Here is a 19017-nt window from a genome sequence, read left to right on the forward strand (position 1 = left end):
CCCCCGGATCAACATACTGAACCATCGGCACACCCGTCAGCAAGCGGTGTCGTATGTTTGCTTTGGTGTCCGGTGTCGGGCGCGGGGAGTTCGGCGAGTACCTGCGCGGTGTCCGCGCCGGGCTCGGGTGCCCCCCGGCGGACCCGGGTCGGGGTACGGGAGAACTTCGCCGCCGGCCCCACGATCGGAGCGGTACTGCCGTCGCAGAGCGAGGTGGGCTGCAACATCGCCCGCTCGGCCAAGTACGGGTCGGCAGCCACCTCAGCGACGGTACGTACCCTCGAGGCCGTCAGGCCCCGCCGCACCAGGGCGGCGACCACCTCGTCGGTGGGCCGGGTGGCGCACCACCGGGCGAGGACCGCGTCCACCTCGACCCGGTTGACTAACCGATCGGCGGCCCGGGCGAAACCCTCCGCCCGGGCCAACTCCGGCCGGCTCACCACCTCGGCCAGTTCCCGCCAGTGCCGGTCCAACGCGACAGCCAGGTAGACCTGCCCGTCAACGCAGGGGTAGACGTTCGCCGGCACCACGAAGTCGGTCTGGTTGCCCCAGCGCCGCGGCGGCCGGCCCGCGGCGGCGAGGGTGTGCAGGCCCGCGCTCCCGGCGACCATCGTGTCGAACATCGCCACGTCGACGTGTTGTCCCTCACCGGTCCGCTGCCGGTGCCACAGTGCCGCGAGCGCGCCGAGCGCACCGTGTAGACCGGCCAGTTCGTCGGCGAGGAACGTCGGTGCGCGCACCGGGCCCCCGTCTGGGGTGCCGTTGAGCGCCATCCAGCCGGAGGCCGCCTGGATGACCGGGTCGTACGCGGCCTCCGCCCGGCGGGACCCGAACTGCCCCCATCCGGAGATCGAGACGAGGACCAGGTCGGGCCGGACCGCCCGGCACTGTGCCCAGCCCACCCCCCAGCCATCCAGCGTCCCGGGCTTGTAGTTCTCCACCACCACGTCGGCGGTGGCGACCAGCCGCAGGAAGCTCTCCCGCCCCTCGGTCCGGCGTAGGTCAAGCCCGACGCTGCGCTTGTTGCGGTTGACAGTCTGCCGAAACCAGGACAGACCCGTACCTGGGATCCGGGGTGGTACCTCCCCGTCACGGCCGTGCGGTAGCTCGACCCGGACGACATCGGCACCGAGGTCGGCCAGGACAGCACCGGCCAGCGGTCCCGACCACACCTTGGTCACGTCGAGCACCCGGACCCCGTCCAGGGGCCCGACCAGGTCGTCCCGGGCGTCCCGGTAGAAGTCGGCGGCATCTCGATAGAGTTCGGCGGCCATCGGGCTCACATCCGTTGCAGGATCGAGGCGGTGCCGAGCGCGCCGCCGCAGCACATCGTCACCAAGGCCAGCTCCCGGTCGGCGCGTTCGAGTTCGTGCAGGGCACTGACCAGCAGCCGGGTCCCGGAGGCGCCCAGCGGGTGGCCGAGGGCGATCGCGCCGCCGTTGACGTTGACCCGCTCGGCGTCGGTGCCGTTCGCCGCCGTCCAGGCGAGCACGACGGCGGCGAAGGCCTCGTTGACCTCGACGACGTCGAGGTCAACGAGGTCCAGCCCGGACCGGTCGAGGATCTTGCGCGTCGCCACGACCGGCCCCTCCAGCAACAGGTACGGGTCGGACCCGGTGACCACCTGGTGCCGCAGCCGCGCCTGGGGGCGCAGCCCGAGCGCCGCGGCACGCTCCGCCGACATCCACAGGATCGCCGCCGCGCCGTCGGAGACCTGTGACGTCGTACCGGCGGTGTGCACCCCGCCGTCGACCGTCGGCCGCAGCCCGGCCAGGCCCTCCGGCGTCGTGTCCCGCAGCCCCTGGTCCCGGGTCACCGCCCGGAGTCCGCCCTCGCCGTCGGGGGCGTGGACCGCGACGATCTCCCGATCGAAGTGCCCCTGCGCCCAGGCCTGTGCCGCACGGCGCTGGGACAGCACGCCGTAGGCGTCGGCGGCGGCGCGGTCCACGCCGTACTTCGCGGCGATCCGCTCCGCCCCGCCGAACTGCGCCCTGGGTGGGTCGTCCCACGGGTAGTCATCGGTCTTGTAGTGGCCGGGCCCCTGGTAGAGATTGGTGCCTACCGGCACCCGGGACATCGACTCCACCCCGCAGGCGATGCCCACGTCGATGACTCCGGCAGTGATCAACGCGGCAACCAGGTGGTTCGCCTGTTGCGCCGACCCGCAGGAGGTGTCGACCGTGGAGCAGGCCACCTGGGGGTCGAGGCCTGTGCTCAACCAGGCGTTGCGGGTGATGTTCAGGCTCTGCTCACCAACCTGGGTGACGCAGCCGCCGATAATCTGATCCACCTCGGACGGCGGCAGCCCGGCTCGGTCGAGCACCTCGCGCTGCACGGTACGCAGCAGCTCCACCGCCTTGAGGCCGCTGAGCCAACCGTTGCGTCGACCGATCGGGGTTCGCGCCGCGGCGACGATGACCGCCTCTGGCATGGGGTCACTTCTCCCGCAGCGACAGGGCGAGCTTGGGACAACCCCGGACCGCCATTTCCACCAGCGGATGTTGCTCCTCGGCGGGCCGCTCGACCAGCACGTACATCAGGTCGTCGTCCCGGATCTCGAACACCTCGGGGGCCTGGTCGGCGCAGACCCCGTGGCTGTCGCACCGGTCATAGTCCACGACTATCCGCATCATGTGTCTCCCACCGCTTGTGTTGCGTTGGCCTAGGGGCACGACCACGATAGATGAAGTATGTGGATTTCCCGACGCTAGAAGCAACAAGCACTTGTGCCGACCGAGACACGTCGCATAGCGTCGGCCAGGTCCGCCCCGGCGGACGCTCCCCCGCCTGGCACTCTGGAGGCTGACCATGCTGACCGGATGCGTCCCCTGGCCCGATGAGTTCGCGCAGCGCTACCGGCGCGACGGCATCTGGCGCGGCGAGGTACTGGGAGACCTGCTCCGCCCCGTGGCGGCCCACGACCCTGACCGGATCGCCGTGGTCACCCGCGCCGGTCGGCACAGCTACGCCGAACTCGACCGGCGCGCCGACCGGCTGGCGGCCGGACTGGTCGGACTGGGTATCCGGGCCGACGACCGGGTCGTCGTCCAGCTGCCGAACACGCCGGATTTCGTCGTGACGTGTGTGGCGCTTTTCCGGATCGGTGCCCTGCCGGTGCTCGCGCTACCCGCCCACCGCCGCTCCGAGCTGGTCTACCTCGCGGAGTACTCCGGTGCCGTCGCCCTGGTGGTGCCGGACCTGCTGGCGGGCACCGACCACCGGAAGTTGGCCCGCGCCGTGCGGGCGGCGGTGCCGAGCGTCGCACACGTCCTCGTCGCCGGCGAGGCACAGGAGCTGACCCCGCTGGCCGACGTTGCCGCCGGCCCGCTGGACCTGCCCACCCCCGACCCGTCCACGGTGGCGTTCTTCCTGCTCTCCGGCGGCACCACCGGCCTACCCAAGTTGATCCCACGGACCCACGACGACTACGCCTTCCAGCTACGGGCCACTGCCGAAGCGATGAGGTTCGACGAGAACAGCGCCTACCTGGCTGCCCTGCCGGTGGCGCACAACGCGGCGCTGGGCTGCCCCGGGGTGCTGGGGGCGCTGCGCGCGGGCGGGCGCGCCGTACTCGCCGGCAGCCCGGCCCCGGACGAGGTGTTCCCGCTCGTCTCGACCGAGTCGGTCACCCTGACCACGCTGATGCCGGCGCTGCTGCCGGTCTGGATGGAAACCGCCGGGATCTTCGGCGTCGACCTGTCCCAGCTGGTCATCGAGGTCGGCGGCGCCACGCTCAGCCCCGAGGTGGCCCGTCAGGTCCGCCCCACCACCGGCGCGACCCTGACCCAGTGGTTCGGCATGGCCGAGGGTGTCCTCTCCTTCACCCGCCCGGACGACGACGACGAGGTCACCGCGACCACTCAGGGCACCCCGCTCAGCCCCGCCGACGAGCTGCGGGTCGTCGACGACACCGACCGGGACGTCGCTGCCGGCGAGGTCGGCGAGCTACTGGCCCGCGGCCCGTGCACGCTGCGCGGCTACTACGCGGTGCCCGAACACAACCGAACGGTGTTCACCCCCGACGGCTTCCTCCGCACCGGCGACCTGGTCCGCCTCGACGCCGAGGGACGGCTGGTGGTGGTCGGCCGGATCAAGGACGTGATCAACCGAGGCGGGGAGAAGGTCTCCGTCGACGAGGTCGAGGCGCACCTGCTGGCCCATCCGGCGGTCCGGTCGGCGGCCGTCGTACCGGTGCCGGACTCCCGCCTGGGAGAAAAGACGTGCGCCGTGGTCGTCGCCCAGGACGACCCGCCCAGCCTCGCCGAGGTGCGCGCCTTCCTGAGCGACCGAGGGCTGGCCGAGTTCAAACTGCCGGACCGGTTGCACCTGACGGCGGCCCTGCCGTACACGCCGGTGGGCAAAATCGACCGTCGGGCGTTGGCCCGCGACCACGCCGGTGCGGCATGACCCGCCCGCCGCTGACCACGCCGGCCACCGACGAGCAGCAGGTGCTCTGGCTCGACCAGCTCCCCGTCGAGCAGCGCCTTCCCCGCCCACCGCTAGCCGGTGACGCCACCGCCGACGTCGCCGTCGTCGGCGCCGGCTACACCGGTCTGTGGACCGCGTACTACCTGACCACCTTCCGCCCCGAGCTGTCCGTGATCGTGATCGACGCCGGTCGGGCCGGCTTCGGCGCCTCCGGCCGCAACGGCGGCTGGTGCACCGCGGAGATGCCGGCGCTGCTGACGAGCCTGGTCCGCCGGCACGGGCCGATGGCCGCGGTGCGGCTGTACCGGGCCGGCCAGCGCTCCCTCGACGAGATCCACCGGGTGCTCACCGACGAGGGGATCGACGCGCACTGGCGGCACGACGGCTCGCTGTACGTGGCCCGCAGCGCCCCGCAGGTCGACCGGCTGCGGGGCTGGCACGAGATGCGGCAGAAGCTGGGCATCGGCGGACTAGTCCTGACGGAGGGACCGGAGGCTACCGAGCGGACGGGGCTGGCCGGCGTCCGGGCGACCGCCTTCACCCCGCACTGCGTCACCGTGCAGCCAGCCCGGATCGCACGCGGGTTGCTCGCGGCGGTCGAGCGCCGGGGGGTACGGGTCGCCGAACACACCCGGGCGCTGGCGATCCGGCCCGGCCAGGTCACGACCGACTCCGGCACCATCCGGGCCCGGTCCGTGCTCTGCGCCACCGAGGGCTACACCGGGCGGCTGGCCGGGCACGAACGTCGGGTCCTGCCGCTGCACTCGTACGTGCTGGCGACCGAACCGCTGGACGCCGCGACCTGGCGGCAGCTGGGCTGGACCGACTACCGGACCGTCGCGGAGGCCCGTTACCAGTTCGGCTATCTGCAACGCACCCAGGACGACCGGCTGGTGCTCGGTGGCCGAGGAGCCTACTACCGGTTCGGGTCCGGCATCACCCGCGGTGACGCCGGCCGCCGGAAGGCCCACGACCGGCTCCGCCGTACCCTGGCCGAGCTGCTCCCGGAGATAGCCGACGTACCGGTGTCGCACCACTGGAGCGGCGTCTACGGTCTGCACCGGCACACGGAGCCGGAGGTGGTCTTCGACCGGGGCACCGGGCTGGGCCACGCCGGCGGTTACGGTGGCGAGGGCATCGCCCTGAGCAACCTCGCCGCCCGCTCCCTCGCCGCGCTGGTCGCCGGAATCAACCGACCGGAGACCCGGCTGTGCTGGGTGGACAACACCGCACGCCGGTGGGAGCCGGAACCGCTGCGGTACCTCGGGGTGCGGGGCGTCAGCGCCGCGGCGACCGGAGCTGACCGCTACGAGCATCGCACCGACCGGGCCGCTCCGCTGGCCCGACTGGCCCTACGCGCCATCGTGTGATCCCACCCCGACAGCGACCAGGAGGCTGGCGTGGACGACCGGCAGCGGATGCGCAAGGTCTGGGAGTACATCTTCCAGCAGGCGGTCACCGACGACGCTGACTTCTTCATCGACCTCGACGGCGACTCGATGGCCGCCGCTGCCCTCGTGCACCACGTCGCGGAGGAGTTCGGTGTCTCGCTGCCGCTGTTCGAGGTCTTCGACCGCCCCACACCCGCGGAGTTGCTCGCCGCGGTGCGGGACCAGCTCGCCGTCGGCTGAGGCCGCGCGGCGGCCCCGCCCGGTGACCCACACCCGTCCGTCCGAGGAGCACGATGGACCAGCTCACCGCCGTTCGCGACAGCTTCGGCCTCAGCGATCTGCAACAGGCGTACCTGATCGGCGAGCTGGGCGACTTCCAGCTCGGTGGTCCGGCGCTGTTCTACGAGGAGTACGCCTGCCCACCGTTCGACACGGACACGTTCACGGCCGCGGTGCGGACCCTGGTCCGCCGGCACCCGATGCTGCGGTGCGCGGTGGACGACGCCGGCCGGGTACGAATCCTGGACGACCCGCCGTCGCCGGTGACGGTGCGCCCGCTGCGCGGCGAGGCGCCGCAGCGGTGCGCGCAGCTGCTGGCCGAGAGCCGGCACCAGCTGTGGTCCGCCGGCCCGCCGCTGTCCGGCCCGGCCGCCTTCACGATGGTGGTGTGGGAGCTCGACGGCGAGTTCCGGGTGCAGATGGCCGGCCGGCTGATGGTCTTCGACGGCCAGTCGGGCGAGGTCTTCGCCCAGGAGCTGCGGACCCTGCTGGCCGGCGGTACGCTGCCGCCGCTGGAATTCACCTACGCCGAGTACCGCCGGCAGCTCGAGGAGCGCCACGACAGCCCGGAGTACGCGCGGGCCCGGAGTTACTGGCTGGACCGGATCGACGACCTGCCCGACGCTCCCGAGCTGCCGCTGCGCCGCGGCGGGCGGCACGACGGCCCGCTGGTGCGGCGCACCTTCGCCCTGACGACCGAGCGGACCGCGGCGTTGAACACGGCGCTGCGGCGACGCCGGCTGACCCCGACGATGGCGGTGGCCGCCGCCTTCGCCCGGGTGCTGCGGCACTGGAGCCGACACGAGCGCTTCACCATCAACGTGATGTACGGCGAGCGGCAGGAGCTGCACCCGGATGTGTCCCACCTGATCGGCAGCTTCGCCAGCACTCTGTTGCTGGAGTGCTCTCCCGCCTCCGACCAGGCGGACTTCACGGCGGACGCGACGACGCTGCGCGGCCGGATGGCGCGGGACTTCACCCACGGCGCGTTCGGCGGAGTGGCGGTGATCCGCGAGCTGAACCGGCGCTCCGGCACGGTCAACGGCGCGCGGATGCCGGTGGTGTTCACCAGCATGCTCGGCATCGGCTCGGATACCGACCCGGTCTTTCTGGAACTGCTCGGCTGGCGGCGGCTGGAGTCCCTGGTACGGACCCCACAGGTCGCCTTCGACCACCAGGTCTACATGCGGGCCGGTGAGCTGGTGTTCAGCTGGGACACCGCCGACGGTCTCTACCCGCCGGGGCTGGTCGACGACATGTTCGCCGCGTACCAACGACTGCTGGTCGCGTTGGCCACCGATGACTCCGCGTGGGGCGAGACTCGTGGTGCCGGGCTGACCCCGGACGGACAGCTCGCCGTACGGGCTCGGGTCAACGACACCGCCGCCGAGGTCGCCCCGCACACCCTGCACGGGATGTTCCTGGCCCAGGCGCGGCGTGAGCCGGATGCCATCGCCGTCATCACCGGAAGCGGTCACACCACGTACGGTCAGCTGCGGGCCCACGCCGGCACCGTCGCCGCCGCGCTGCGCGCTGCCGGGCACGGCCGGGGCGACCTGGTGGCGGTGGTCGCGGAGCGGGGCGTCGACCAGATCGCCGCCCAGCTCGGCGTGCTGATGGCCGGCGCGGCGTACGTGCCGGTCTCTCCTGGTTGGCCGCCGCGGAGACGCGCACAGATCCTGACCGGGGCGACGGTCCGCGCGGTGCTGTCGGCCGCCGACGACGGCCTGGCCGGCGCTCCCGACCACGCCACCCGGCTGCGCCTGGACGAACTGCCGGCCGGCGATCTACCGGACGCCGAGGCGGTGGACGACCCGGAGGCGTTGGCGTACGTCATCTTCACCTCCGGCACCACCGGCCGGCCCAAGGGCGTGATGATCCGGCACCAGGGTGCCGCCAACACCATCGTGGACGTCAACGACCGGTTTGGTGTCACCGCCGCCGACCGGGTCCTGGCGGTCTCCGAGTTCACCTTCGACCTGTCGGTCTACGACGTGTTCGGTCTACTCGCCGTCGGCGGGGCGGTGGTCGTGCCGGACGCCGACCAGGCCCGGGAGGTCGTCCACCTACACGAGTTGGTCAGCCGGGCGAAGGTGACCGTGTGGAACTCCGTGCCCGCCTATCTGGCGATGTTCGTCGACTTCGTCCGGTCGGTGCCGGGCCGCGCACGGCCTACAGACCTGCGGCTGGCGATGGTCAGCGGGGACTGGGTGCCGCTACCGTTGGGCCGGGATCTCGCCGAGATCGCCCCCGCCGCGCGATGCGTCGCGTTGGGTGGTGCCACCGAGGCGTCGATCTGGTCCAACTGGTACGACGTGCCGACCCGGCCGCCGAGGGACTGGGCCAGTGTGCCGTACGGCTGGCCAATGCGGAACCAGTGCTTCCACGTTCTGGATCGGCGGCTGGCCGACCGCCCCGACTGGGTTCCCGGCGAGCTGTACATCGCCGGTCAGGGCTTGGCCGACGGCTATCTGGACGCCCCGGAGTTGACTGCCGCGTCGTTCGTCAACCATCCGGTCACCGGCGTTCGGCTCTACCGCACTGGTGACCTCGGTCGGTACTGGCCGGACGGGGTGATCGAGTTCCTCGGCCGGGACGACCCGCAGGTGAAGATCAACGGCTTCCGGGTGGAACTGGGTGAGATCGAGGCCGCCCTGGTCGACCAGCCCGGGGTCGACGACGCGGTGGTGGTCGCCCGCCGGGACGAACGCGGCGCGGCGCTGGTGGCCTTCGTCGTCTGCCCCGGGGCCGTCCCCGGCTTTGCTGACACGCTGCGCGACGGGCTCGGGGCGACACTGCCCGGCTACCTGGTTCCGCCGGCCATCGAGATCCGCGAGACGCTTCCGCTGACCGCCAACGGCAAGGTCAACCGGGCCGCGCTGACCGCCGCCGCCGCGGGTCTCGCCCCGGCCGCCGGGGCGTTCCAGGCCGCCCGCACGCCCACCGAGCACCAGCTGGTCGCCCTCTGGTCCAGCCTGCTCGACCAGCCCAGCATCGGCGTGGACGATGGATTCTTCGCCCTGGGCGGTAGTTCCTTGCAGGCCGCGCAGCTGATGAACCGGGTGGAACGGGAGTTCGGTTCCCGGCTGCCGTTAGCCGCCCTGTACCAGCACAGCACGGTGGCCGAGCTCGGCCGGCTGCTCGACGCCGGACGCCCGGCTTCGGGCGTCGTGCAGGAACTCGCGCCGGGCGACGGTCCGCCGGTGGTGCTGATTCATCCGGTCGGCGGTGACCTGCTCTGCTACCGGGGGTTGGTGGATCTGTTGCGCGCCGACTGGTCCCTGCTCGGTGTCGCCGCGCCGGCACTGGTCAGCGGCTCCCTGGCACCGCCGACCCTGACCGGGCTGGCCCGGCAGCACCTCGCGGACCTGCTACCGGTGCTGTCGGCAGCGGGCCCCGTGCGGTTGGTCGGCTGGTCCCTCGGTGCCGTACTCGCGTACGAGATGGGACGGCTGCTCACCGAGGAGGGTCGGAACTGCGTGGCAGTCCTCATCGATCCGTGGGTGGGGCCGGCCGCGGGCGGCGAACCCACGGCCGGCGAGTTGGTCCGGGCGTTCCTCACCGACGTCACCCATGGGGAGGTCACCCGGGACGTGTCGGTGGATCCGCGGGTGAGCGCCGAGGAGGCACTGCGCCAGGTCTGGCGCACGACGGTGGCCCCGCGGGCGGAGTTGGCCTCGCTCGACCTCGACACGGCCGTACGGCTGTTTGGCGTCTTCGCCGCGCACACCCGGGCCCTGGTGCGCTACGACGTGCCGGACGTCCCGGGACTCACCCTGCACCTACTGGAAGCCGACGGCGGGTTGGGCGGCGCTGCCGGGGGCTACCTGGTGCCCCTGCGGGACCGCCTGCCCGAGCGCCGGTGGGCCAGCCGTCGCGGCGTTCCGGGAGACCACTTCGCGGTGACCGATCCCGCCGGGGTGGGGGCGGTCGCCGCCGCCGTCGCCGGGGCGCTGACGGGTCACTGACCAACGGCCGCTCCGGCCGCGGCCCGTCGCGCGGCGGGGCGGCCACGCCGCGGGCGCGATGGTGCCGGGTCAGGACGCGTGCAGCCGGTCGAGCAGGTCCGCGCGGATGGCTGGCCGGCTACCGAAGACCAGCAGGAACAGCGCCTCCCGCATGAGCCGCTCGGCGGGCTGGTTCCACAGTACGGCCGCGCTACCCGTGGTGGTGGCGCAGAGTCCGGCAGCCCGCAGCGCGAGCGCCGACGCCGCAGCGCGGGCGGAGGGCAGCTGCTCGGGCCCGGCGTTGTCGAGGGTCGCCCGCACCGCATCGACGGCCGCGTCAAGCCGGCTGGTACCCATCAGCCGGGCGCAGCGGGTCGCCACGCCCAGCGGCAGCGATCCGTTGAAGCGCAGCGTCGCCGCGTCGTTTCGCAGGTAGACCTCGTGCGGAACGGTACCGGTGACCCGTTCTTCGGGGACGAAGTGCCCGGTGAAGGTGACCTGCACCGTCCGGCTCGCGGCCACTGCCACCATGTCGATCGGGGTAGCCGTCAGGGTGTCGCTTTCGGCGGCGTCGATCAGGGTCCAGACCAGCGTGTCCGACGCGTCCCGGGCAGCGGTCAGCAGGACGTCGACCAGGCCCCAGCCGGTCACCCAGGGAGCGACACCGTGCAGCACGTACCCCCCGTCGACCGCCTCGGCGCGGACCGCCGCCGGACCGGGCCGGGTAGCGGCGATGGCGAGGCCGGCCCGGCGCACGCCCCGGCACAGCGGCTCCAGCCACTTCTGCGTGATACCGGGCCGTTGGCTTCGGTTCGCCGCCATCACCGCGCTGTGGTGCTGGGCCCAGACGAAGGCGGTGGTGAGGCAGCCACTGGCGACGAGTTCGAGGGCCCGGGCGGCGGTGGCGGTGTCCTCAGCGGACACGACACTGAAGGCAGGCGGTCCGGCAAGCCCATAGAAGCCCTCCTCGGCGAGCAGGTCGAGGTGGGCGGTCGGGACCGTGTCGGCGGCGTCGACCATCTCCGCCGCCGGAAACAGCACCTCCTCGGCGATACGATCCGCTCGATCCAGCACCTTGGCAGAGTTGCTCATGGTCGGTACACCGTCCGTTCTGTCGTGGAGGTCGGTGTGGGGTTTGACTGACACCCTAACGAACAGTTCACCGACAACCTAGATACGCCACCACTAAACGGTGTTGTGTTTGTTGTGTTGCCGTTAGGCTGTGGGTAGACAGACCACGGCAGCGAGGAGCCCGAACGGTGAGCGAGGACCCGGCGGCGAGAGCACAGGCGGTCGGCACGTTCTACGACCTGATGGGCACCTTCCTGGAGGCCGTCTACGGCGACAACCTGCACTACGGGTTCTGGCCCGACGAGCACGACGAAACCCCGATGCCGCAGGCGCAGGAACGACTCAACGACGAACTCGCCCGCCGGCTGGCGGTGCACGCCGGTCACCGCGTTCTCGACATCGGCTGCGGCACCGGTGGCCCGGCACGCCGGATCGCCCAGGTCACCGGCGCCACCGTCACCGGGGTCACGGTGAGCGGGGCGCAGGTCACGCGCGCGACGGAGCTGGCGGCCAAGGAGGGGACTCACGAGCGGACCCGGTTCGCCCGGGCGGACGCCACCGCCCTGCCCTTCCCCGACGCCTATTTCGACGCGGCGCTGGCGCTGGAGGTGCTGGTGCACGTGCCCGACAAGGCCGCCGCCCTCGCCGCTGCCCATCGGGTAGTCAGACCGGGGGGCCGGCTGGTGCTGGCCGAGCTGACCCTCACCCGGCCGATGTCAGCCGAGCACGCACGCATCTGGTCAGCGATGCCGATGTCCACCCCACCGGCCGCCGCCGAGTACCTCGACCAGGTGCGTGCCGCTGGTTTCGCCCTCGAGGAGACCCTCGACGCCACCCCGTACATCCGCCGGTCGTTCCAGATCACCCGGGACGCCGTGGAGCGCGAACGCGAGCGGCTGGCCGGAACGTACGGGCCGCGGGTGCTGCGCCAGGTCAGCAACGCGGTACTGGACCTGCAGGCGGTCGCCGAGGGATGCCTGGGCTATCTGGTGCTCACCGCGCGTCGGCCCGGGTAGCCGTCCCCGGCCAACCCGGCGACTCGTCGTGCGGGACGGTCGCCGGCCTGCTCCGACTCGAGGAGGAAGCGTGTACCGACCCCGCGCCATTCATCGCGCCGTCGCCCGACTGTCCGGAGCGCCGGCCGGGCGAACCTGGCCCCAGACCTTCGCCGACCGGCTCACCCATCCGGTTCCCAGACCCGCCGCGGTGCTGCGGCTGATGCGTGAGCGGGGCAACCGGCCCAGCGGCGGGACCGCGCGGGTGCCGGTACGCGACGACGCCGACGTACCGGCGGTGGCATCGACGGAGACCGCGGTTACCTGGATCGGCCACGCCACCTGTCTGGTGCAGCTCGGCGGCCGGACGGTACTCACCGACCCGGTGTGGTCGGACCGGATCCCCGGCACCCCCCGCCGGTTCACCCCACCGGGGCTGCCGTGGGCCGCCCTGCCGCGCATCGACGCGGTGGTGATCAGCCACAACCACTTCGACCATCTGGACGAACCGACCATCCGCCGGCTACCTCGGGACACACCGGTACTCGTACCGGCCGGGCTCGGCTGGTGGTTCCAGGCCCGGCGGTTCCGGGCCGTGACCGAGTTGGACTGGTGGGAGTCGGCGACCGTGGGCGGCCTACGTTTCGACTTCACTCCGGCGCACCACTGGAGCCGGCGGGGAATCTTCGACACCTGCCAGAGCCTGTGGGGCGGCTGGCTGATGACCGCGTCCGGCGAGGCCACCCGCCGGGTGTTCTTCGCCGGGGACTCCGCCTACGGGTCGGTGTTCGCCGAGATCGGGACACGGTTCCCGGGCATCGACATCGCGCTGCTGCCGGTCGGCGCGTTTCATCCCCGATGGTTCATGAAGCCCTTACACATGAACCCGGCCGAAGCGGTGCGGGCCTGCGGCGACCTGGGCGCCCAGTGGATGGTGACCATCCACTGGGGCACCTTCGCCCTCTCCGCCGAGCCGGTGCTGGCCCCGGTTGAGCTGGCCCGTGAGGCCTGGGCCGACGCAGGCCGCCCCACCGCCACGTTGTGGGACCTCGCGATCGGCGAGAGTCGGGTGCTGGCCGCCGCAGCCACACCGCAGTGACCCACCCACGCCCGGTTGATGGCCCTACCTGTCAGCGACCGGTGTCCGCGCCTTGCGCGCCGCCCGCGCCTTGCGCGCCGCCCGGCCCGCGAAGAACGCCCGCGGTGCCAGCGCCGCCTGGTGCGGCAGCATCAGCGGCAGCCGGTCACCGGTCTCCTGACGCCAGACGAACAGGTGCGCACCCGTGTCGCCGATCGCCCCCTTGGCGAACTTCGGCTGGTTGACCGTGACGAAGGCCAGCTCGGTGTACTCGGTCTCGCGACGCAGCACCAGGTCGCGCAGGATCTTGCCGCCGGTGTGGCTCGGGGCGAGCCCGTTGCCGGTGTATCCGTGCCCGTAGACCACACCGTCGGCCACACGGCCGAACTGGGGGATGAAGGTACGGCTCCAACCGATCGGCCCGCCGAAAGCATGGCTGAACCGAACATCATCCCAGGCCGGAAAGAACCGGGCGAAGGACTCCCGCAGGTCACGGAAGGCGGCAGCATTGCGAATGTGTCCCCGCCCGGTGTCCCGGCCGGCGAAGTAGTACCACCGCCCACCAGACCAGACCACGCGGTTGTCGGCGGTCAGCCGGGCCGCGTGGGCGAAGGACAGCGAGTTGCTGACGCCCTCCCGACCCGGCCAGTTCACCCGCTCCAGCTGAGCATCGGTCAGCGGCTCGGTCACCATCAGGTAGTTCCACACCGGCATCACCTTGGTGTGCGTCTGGCCGAAGCTGTGCTGCCAGGCATTGGTGGCCAGCACCACCTCGTTCGCGGTGACGGTTCCGGTCGGGGTGCTCACCCGGTATCCGTTGCCCACCCGGCGTACGTCGACGGCCGGGGTGTGCTCGTGGATCTCGACGCCCTGGCCCCGCACCACCCGCGCCAGTCCCTGCACCAGGCGGTGCGGGTTGACCAGGGCACCGGTGGTGCGCAGCGCGCCGAGCACCTGCGGGGAGCCGATCCGCTCCTGCGCCTCGGCACGGCCCATCAGCGTGAACGAGCCGCGCAGGCCGGTGCGTTCGCTGCGCTTGACCTGGAGTTCGAGCCGGGCCAGCTGCTTGCGGTCGGTCACCACCTGGAGCATGCCGTTCATCGCGAAGTCGGCGTCGATGTCGTACCGCCGGCAGAACCGGCCGATGTCGATAATCGAACGGGCACCGGTGCGGTAGACCCCGGCGGCCTTTTCGCGGCCGTAGTACCACAGCAGCCGCCGCAGCACCTTGCCAGCGGTGAGCCCGACGAAGCCGCCGTTGGCGGTGGACGCGCCGCTGCCCACCGTGTGGCTCTCCAGCACCCGGATACGTGCTGAGGGTTCGGCCTCGGCGAGGAAGTGCGCCGCCCAGAGGCCGGTGTAGCCTCCGCCGACGATGCAGATGTCACAGCTCGCGTCGCCGTCGAGGGGCTCACCCACCTCGACCGGCTCGGTGTCGTACCAGTAGACGCTGTTCTGGATCTCTTCCACGTCAGTCTCCAGGTCGTCGGGGCCGGCGTCCGCCTGGTACGGCGGTCGGCGGACCGCGCCACGGTCCGCGGCGGCGAACCGCATCCACCACCAGTACGGTATGTCGTATCTATCGAAACCCTACAGTCAACACTATCCGCGCACCGGTTTCGCCCGGTCGGCGGCGGCCCGCTCGGCCCGGCGCCGCTGGCGCAGACGGTCCATGAAGTAGTCCGCGTTCAGCCAGTAGAACTCCAGCCAGATGTTGTCCGGATCGCGCAACCAGATGCCGTAGCCGGCCTCCAGGAACAGCTCGCGGACACCGGAGTGGGCGGCCCCGACGGCATCAAGGTGCGCTGCCCACCGGTCGAGATCGATCCGCTCGGGCACGTGGTAGCCGAGGTGGTGCAGGCCAACCCGGCGCTCATCGAAGGGCTCCGGATCAGCCTCGGCGGCCTGTCCGAGGACGATGGCGGCCAGCGACTGCCGGTGCACCAGCGTCCGGAAGGTGAACCCGGACTCGGCTGGCGTGGCGTCTCGAACGACGGTGAAGTCCATGACCCGGCAGTACCACTCGGTGCTGCGGTCCAGATCGCGCACGGTCAGATTGACGTGGGTGCTGCCGTTGAGTTTGGGCACAGGAAGCATCATAGGCGCTTGAGTCGTATCTTGGGTGTAGCGTGTTGTCATTAGGACCGGTAGCGTGTCCTCACCTGGCAGCGTGGCCGCCGGTACCGGCCGGAACGGATGTGAGGAACCGGGCATGCATCTGAACGTGTTCACCCAGTGCTCTCCGGCACCCCAGTTCAAAGGCATGTGGAAGGTCCCGGGCGACCGGACGGCGACCGGATACCGTTCGCTGGAGTACTGGATGGCGCGGGCCCGACAGCTGGAAGCGGCCTGCGTCGACGCGCTCTTCTTCGCGGACATCCACGGCGTCTACGACGTGTACCGAGGGTCCTGGGCCCCAGCGGTACGGCACGCGGTGCAGATTCCCTCGATCGACCCGGCCCTGCTGCTGCCCGCGCTCGCAGCCACCACGCGGCACCTCGGCTTCGCAGTCACCTACTCCACCACCTACCACCCCCCGTTCGAGTGCGCCCGGCTCTTCTCCTCACTGGACCACCTGACCGGCGGCCGGGTCGGCTGGAACATCGTCACCTCCTACCTGCGCTCGGCCACCGCCAACGGCCTCGGCGACTACCTGGACCATGACGAGCGCTACGACCGCGCCGACGAGTACGTCCGGGTGACGCGGGCCCTCTGGGAGGAGAGCTGGGATGCCGATGCGGTGGTGCGGGACGCCGAGCGCGACACCTTCACCGACCCGACCCGGGTCCACGAGATCGACCATCACGGCCGGTGGTTCTCGGTACGTGGTCCGCACCAGTGCGAACCATCACCCCAACGCACCCCGGTGCTCTACCAGGCCGGCTCGTCACCGCGAGGGGTCGAGTTCGCCGCCCGGCACGCCGAGGTGGTCTTCCTGACCCTGGCCGACCCCACGACGGGCGCCGAGCCGGTGGCCGACCTGCGCGCCACCGCCGCCCGGCATGGCCGGGACCCACGCGCGGTGAAGGCGTTGCAGGGAACCATGGTGATGGTCGGCCGGGACCGCGCGGAGGCGAAAGCTCGGGCCGAGGCGTACAACACGCTGTGGAGCAGCGAGGGGCAGCTGGCCAAGTGGTGCGGCTGGATGGACATCGACCTCTCCGCCTTCCCCGACGACAGCCCGGTCGACGAGATCCGCAGCCAGGCCAGCCACTCCTTCCTCGGCTTCCTTCGCAGACTGACCCCGGACCGAAACTGGACGGTGCGCGACGTGAAGTACCTCGTCTCCCGACCCCGTCGGCCCCGGGTCGATGCCCCGGTGACCCTGTTCGGCACTCCTGAGCAGGTCGCCGACCGGATGGAACAGTGGCTCGAGGTCGCCGACGTGGACGGGTTCAACCTCATCCCGTGCCCCCCGTCGAGCGGGGTGGACGACATCTGCGACCTGCTGATCCCCGAGCTGCAACGACGGGGCCTGTTCCGCACCGCCTACGACCCGCTGGAGAGCACCCTGCGGGAACGGTACTTCGGCCCCGGTAGCCGCACCTACTCCGACCCGGCCCGCGCCGAGGCCACCCGGGAAGGCTGAGCAGATGGACCTGCGTGACACCGAAGATCAGGCCGCCTTCCGCACCGAGCTACGGGCCTGGCTCGCCGTCCAGGTGCCCCGATTCGCCGTGGACGGCTCCGGAACAACACCCGGCTGGACGAAGGCGCTGCACACCGCCGGCTACACCGGACTGACCTGGCCCACGCGGTACGGCGGACGCGGCCTGTCCCCCACCTACCAGGGCATCTACGCCGAGGAGAGTGCCCTCGCCGAGGCGCCGGACCACATCAACGTCATCGGCCTCGGGATGGTCGGACCGACCATCGTCGAGCACGGCACGCCGCAGCAGCAGATCCGCTTCCTGGAACCCATCCTCTCCGGCGAGATGGTCTTCTGCCAAGGGTTCTCCGAGCCAGACGCCGGCTCCGACCTCGCCGCCGTTCGCACCCGGGCGGTGGCCACCACCGGTGGCTGGCGGGTCACCGGCGAGAAGGTCTGGTCGTCCTATGCCCACCAGGCCGACTGGTGTCTGCTGCTGGCCCGTACCCAACCGGGCTCCGAACGACACCCGGGGCTGACCTGCCTGCTGGTCGACATGCGCTCACCCGGCGTCCAGGTACTACCGCTGCGGCAGAACACCGGCGACAGCGACTTCAACCAGATCGTACTCACCGACGCGTTCGTGCCGACCGACTGCGTCCTCGGCCCGGTCGGCGAGGGCTGGCAAATCGCGATGACCACACTCGCACACGAACGGGGCACGTTCGGCATCACGCTGACCGCCCGGCTCAGCGTCGAGTTCGGCCGGCTGGTGCGGACCGTACGCGAGCTCGGGCTCACCGGCGATCCGACGGTCCGAGCCGAGATCGCCGACCTGCACGTGCACCTTCAGGGCCTGCGTTGGACCGGCTACCGGGCGATGAGCATGCTGAACCGCACCGGCAGGCCCGGGCCGGAGAGTTCGATTCTCAAACTGCACTGGTCGGTGACCAACCAGCGGCTGGCGGCGTTCGCGCTGCGGCTGCTGGGCCCGGCCGGCATCCTGGACAGCCCGGACAGCTCCGCCGCCGGCCACTGGCAACACCTGCGGCTGCGCAGTCGGGCCAATTCAATCGAGGGCGGCACCTCGGAGATCCTGCGCGGCATCATCGCCGAGCGTGTCCTCGGCCTTCCCCGAACCCGGTGACCCTGCGGCGGAAAGGACTCTCGGATGGACTTCGCCCTCACCGACGAGCAGCGTGACCTGCAGGTTGCTGCCGCGCGCTACCTCGCGGACCGGTACCCACCGGACCGGATCGCGGCGCTCGCCGACGCCGCCGTCGGGGATCCCGACGCCTGGCCGGAGCTGCGCCGGCAGGGCTGGTGTGACCCCGAGTTGGGCATGGTGGAGAAGGGACTGTTGGCCCAGGAGAACGGCTACGCCCTCCACCCGACCGCGTGGTGGAGCACGGTGGGGCTGGCCCAACCCGTGCACCGCGCGGCCGGCGCCGCCATGCCACCCGGACCGCTCACTCTGGCCTGGCAGGACGAGGCCGGGACCGACGGCGGGTGCCGGGCGGCTCCCGCCTACGGCGGCGGTTGGCGACTAACCGGCACCCGGTGTCTGGTCACCGACGTAGCCGAGGTGTCCGGTGTGCTGGTCGCCGCGGACACTCCCGACGGCCTGGCACTGTTCGCGGTAACGATGCCCGCCGACGGCATGACCGTCACCCCGCAGCCCACCCTCGACCGGCTGCGCCGCACCGCTCGGCTGCGATTCGCCGACACACCGGCCGAGCTGTTGGTGACCGCGGACACCGGGCGCCAGGTGCTGGCCGCCGCCCGCCGACACGGCGGTACCCTGCTGGCCTGCGAGGCGGTCGGGGTGGCCCGGCGGGCCCTGGACCTGGCCCGACGGCACGCCGGGCAGCGGGTGCAGTTCGGTCGCCCGATCGGTGCGTACCAGGCGGTGGCGCACCAACTCGCCGACAGCTATGTCGCGGTCGAGCTGGCCACCTCGCTGTCGCTGCGGGCTGCGTGGTTGGTCGGTGCCGCCGACCGCGGTGCCGCCGACGAGGCGGAGGTGGGCCCGGCGTACGCCGAGGCCGTGGTCGCGGCCCGCGAGGCGGCGGTGCGGGCCTGCGAGACCGCCCTCCAAGTCACCGGAGGGCTCGGCGCGACCTGGGAGTATCCGCTGCACTGGTGGTACCGCCGCGCGCTCTGGCTGGACTGCTTCGACCTTCCCACCGCCGCGCACCTCGCCACGCTCGCCCGTCAGGTGCTGGCCGCACCCGCCTGA

At 71.8% G+C, this 19017-nt stretch carries 15 protein-coding genes; 9 read left to right on the forward strand and 6 right to left on the reverse strand.

The annotated features are described in order from the left end of the window. Positions 1 to 8: 8 nt before the first annotated feature. From B116_RS0106045 to B116_RS0106055, 3 genes are read right to left on the reverse strand one after another with little or no spacing between them, the layout of a single operon-like run. Entirely contained in the window at positions 9 to 1274 is a 1266-nt protein-coding gene (locus B116_RS0106045; RefSeq protein ID WP_027659486.1) for a CaiB/BaiF CoA transferase family protein, read from the reverse strand. Between the two features lie 5 nt (positions 1275 to 1279). Next, entirely contained in the window at positions 1280 to 2431 is a 1152-nt protein-coding gene (locus B116_RS0106050; RefSeq protein ID WP_027659487.1) for a steroid 3-ketoacyl-CoA thiolase, read from the reverse strand. A gap of 4 nt (positions 2432 to 2435) precedes the next feature. Continuing rightward, positions 2436 to 2630 (reverse strand): ferredoxin, encoded by a 195-nt coding sequence (locus tag B116_RS0106055; protein WP_026321290.1) that lies wholly within the window; start codon positions 2628 to 2630, stop codon positions 2436 to 2438. 178 nt (positions 2631 to 2808) lie between these two features. Here B116_RS0106055 and B116_RS0106060 point away from each other — a divergent pair, with 178 nt between their 5' ends. The 4 genes from B116_RS0106060 to B116_RS0106075 are packed head-to-tail and all read left to right on the forward strand — an operon-like array spanning position 2809 to position 10066. Next, positions 2809 to 4407 (forward strand): (2,3-dihydroxybenzoyl)adenylate synthase, encoded by a 1599-nt coding sequence (locus B116_RS0106060; protein WP_027659488.1) that lies wholly within the window; start codon positions 2809 to 2811, stop codon positions 4405 to 4407. Then, entirely contained in the window at positions 4404 to 5798 is a 1395-nt protein-coding gene (locus B116_RS0106065) for an NAD(P)/FAD-dependent oxidoreductase (RefSeq protein ID WP_027659489.1), read from the forward strand. Before B116_RS0106060 ends, B116_RS0106065 begins: the two co-directional genes overlap by 4 nt. A 30-nt stretch (positions 5799 to 5828) precedes the next feature. Continuing rightward, the gene (locus B116_RS0106070) at positions 5829 to 6059 is read left to right on the forward strand and encodes an acyl carrier protein (protein WP_018719840.1); all 231 of its coding nucleotides are present in this window, start codon (positions 5829 to 5831) and stop codon (positions 6057 to 6059) included. Positions 6060 to 6112: 53 nt separating this feature from the next. Then, positions 6113 to 10066: a non-ribosomal peptide synthetase gene (locus tag B116_RS0106075; protein ID WP_027659490.1), complete on the forward strand. Its 3954-nt coding sequence runs from the start codon at positions 6113 to 6115 to the stop codon at positions 10064 to 10066. Between the two features lie 69 nt (positions 10067 to 10135). Here B116_RS0106075 and B116_RS0106080 read toward each other — a convergent pair whose 3' ends face one another. Further along, positions 10136 to 11137 carry an acyl-CoA dehydrogenase family protein gene (locus B116_RS0106080; RefSeq protein WP_027659491.1) on the reverse strand — a complete coding sequence of 334 codons (1002 nt, stop codon included), beginning with the start codon at positions 11135 to 11137 and terminating at the stop codon, positions 10136 to 10138. 167 nt (positions 11138 to 11304) lie between these two features. Here B116_RS0106080 and B116_RS0106085 point away from each other — a divergent pair, with 167 nt between their 5' ends. Together B116_RS0106085 and B116_RS0106090 are read left to right on the forward strand one after the other, a co-directional pair. Beyond that, positions 11305 to 12132, forward strand: a complete 828-nt coding sequence (locus B116_RS0106085) for a methyltransferase domain-containing protein (RefSeq protein WP_027659492.1) — start codon at positions 11305 to 11307, stop codon at positions 12130 to 12132. Positions 12133 to 12202: 70 nt separating this feature from the next. Then, positions 12203 to 13210 (forward strand): MBL fold metallo-hydrolase, encoded by a 1008-nt coding sequence (locus B116_RS0106090; protein ID WP_027659493.1) that lies wholly within the window; start codon positions 12203 to 12205, stop codon positions 13208 to 13210. 24 nt (positions 13211 to 13234) lie between these two features. On the opposite strand, the gene B116_RS0106095 is transcribed toward B116_RS0106090, so the two are convergent. After that, positions 13235 to 14743, reverse strand: coding sequence for an NAD(P)/FAD-dependent oxidoreductase (locus B116_RS0106095; protein ID WP_018719835.1), 1509 nt, complete (start codon positions 14741 to 14743; stop codon positions 13235 to 13237). 48 nt (positions 14744 to 14791) lie between these two features. After that, complete coding sequence (locus B116_RS0106100; RefSeq protein WP_223874523.1) at positions 14792 to 15286, reverse strand: VOC family protein; 495 nt, start codon at positions 15284 to 15286, stop codon at positions 14792 to 14794. A gap of 115 nt (positions 15287 to 15401) precedes the next feature. Here B116_RS0106100 and B116_RS0106105 point away from each other — a divergent pair, with 115 nt between their 5' ends. Genes B116_RS0106105 through B116_RS0106115 form a run of 3 tightly spaced genes read left to right on the forward strand, consistent with a single transcriptional unit; the run spans position 15402 to position 19017 of the window. Then, on the forward strand, positions 15402 to 16778 hold the full coding sequence (locus B116_RS0106105) for an LLM class flavin-dependent oxidoreductase (RefSeq protein WP_027659494.1): 1377 nt from the start codon (positions 15402 to 15404) through the stop codon (positions 16776 to 16778). 4 nt (positions 16779 to 16782) lie between these two features. Further along, the gene (locus B116_RS0106110) at positions 16783 to 17925 is read left to right on the forward strand and encodes an acyl-CoA dehydrogenase family protein (protein ID WP_027659495.1); all 1143 of its coding nucleotides are present in this window, start codon (positions 16783 to 16785) and stop codon (positions 17923 to 17925) included. Between the two features lie 24 nt (positions 17926 to 17949). Continuing rightward, complete coding sequence (locus B116_RS0106115; protein ID WP_027659496.1) at positions 17950 to 19017, forward strand: acyl-CoA dehydrogenase family protein; 1068 nt, start codon at positions 17950 to 17952, stop codon at positions 19015 to 19017.

This window comes from Salinispora fenicalii (assembly GCF_000514815.1).
Lineage (GTDB): Bacteria > Actinomycetota > Actinomycetes > Mycobacteriales > Micromonosporaceae > Micromonospora > Micromonospora fenicalii.

Excerpts from the sequence above, each read along its gene's own strand:
- B116_RS0106045 (WP_027659486.1), bottom strand. The coding sequence starts at position 1,274 with ATGGCCGCCGAACTCTATCGAGATGCCGCCGACTTCTACCGGGACGCC.
- B116_RS0106050 (WP_027659487.1), bottom strand. The coding sequence starts at position 2,431 with ATGCCAGAGGCGGTCATCGTCGCCGCGGCGCGAACCCCGATCGGTCGA.
- B116_RS0106055 (WP_026321290.1), bottom strand. The coding sequence starts at position 2,630 with ATGCGGATAGTCGTGGACTATGACCGGTGCGACAGCCACGGGGTCTGC.
- B116_RS0106060 (WP_027659488.1), top strand. The coding sequence starts at position 2,809 with ATGCTGACCGGATGCGTCCCCTGGCCCGATGAGTTCGCGCAGCGCTAC.
- B116_RS0106065 (WP_027659489.1), top strand. The coding sequence starts at position 4,404 with ATGACCCGCCCGCCGCTGACCACGCCGGCCACCGACGAGCAGCAGGTG.
- B116_RS0106075 (WP_027659490.1), top strand. The coding sequence starts at position 6,113 with ATGGACCAGCTCACCGCCGTTCGCGACAGCTTCGGCCTCAGCGATCTG.
- B116_RS0106080 (WP_027659491.1), bottom strand. The coding sequence starts at position 11,137 with ATGAGCAACTCTGCCAAGGTGCTGGATCGAGCGGATCGTATCGCCGAG.
- B116_RS0106095 (WP_018719835.1), bottom strand. The coding sequence starts at position 14,743 with ATGCGGTTCGCCGCCGCGGACCGTGGCGCGGTCCGCCGACCGCCGTAC.
- B116_RS0106100 (WP_223874523.1), bottom strand. The coding sequence starts at position 15,286 with ATGCTTCCTGTGCCCAAACTCAACGGCAGCACCCACGTCAATCTGACC.
- B116_RS0106105 (WP_027659494.1), top strand. The coding sequence starts at position 15,402 with ATGCATCTGAACGTGTTCACCCAGTGCTCTCCGGCACCCCAGTTCAAA.
- B116_RS0106110 (WP_027659495.1), top strand. The coding sequence starts at position 16,783 with ATGGACCTGCGTGACACCGAAGATCAGGCCGCCTTCCGCACCGAGCTA.
- B116_RS0106115 (WP_027659496.1), top strand. The coding sequence starts at position 17,950 with ATGGACTTCGCCCTCACCGACGAGCAGCGTGACCTGCAGGTTGCTGCC.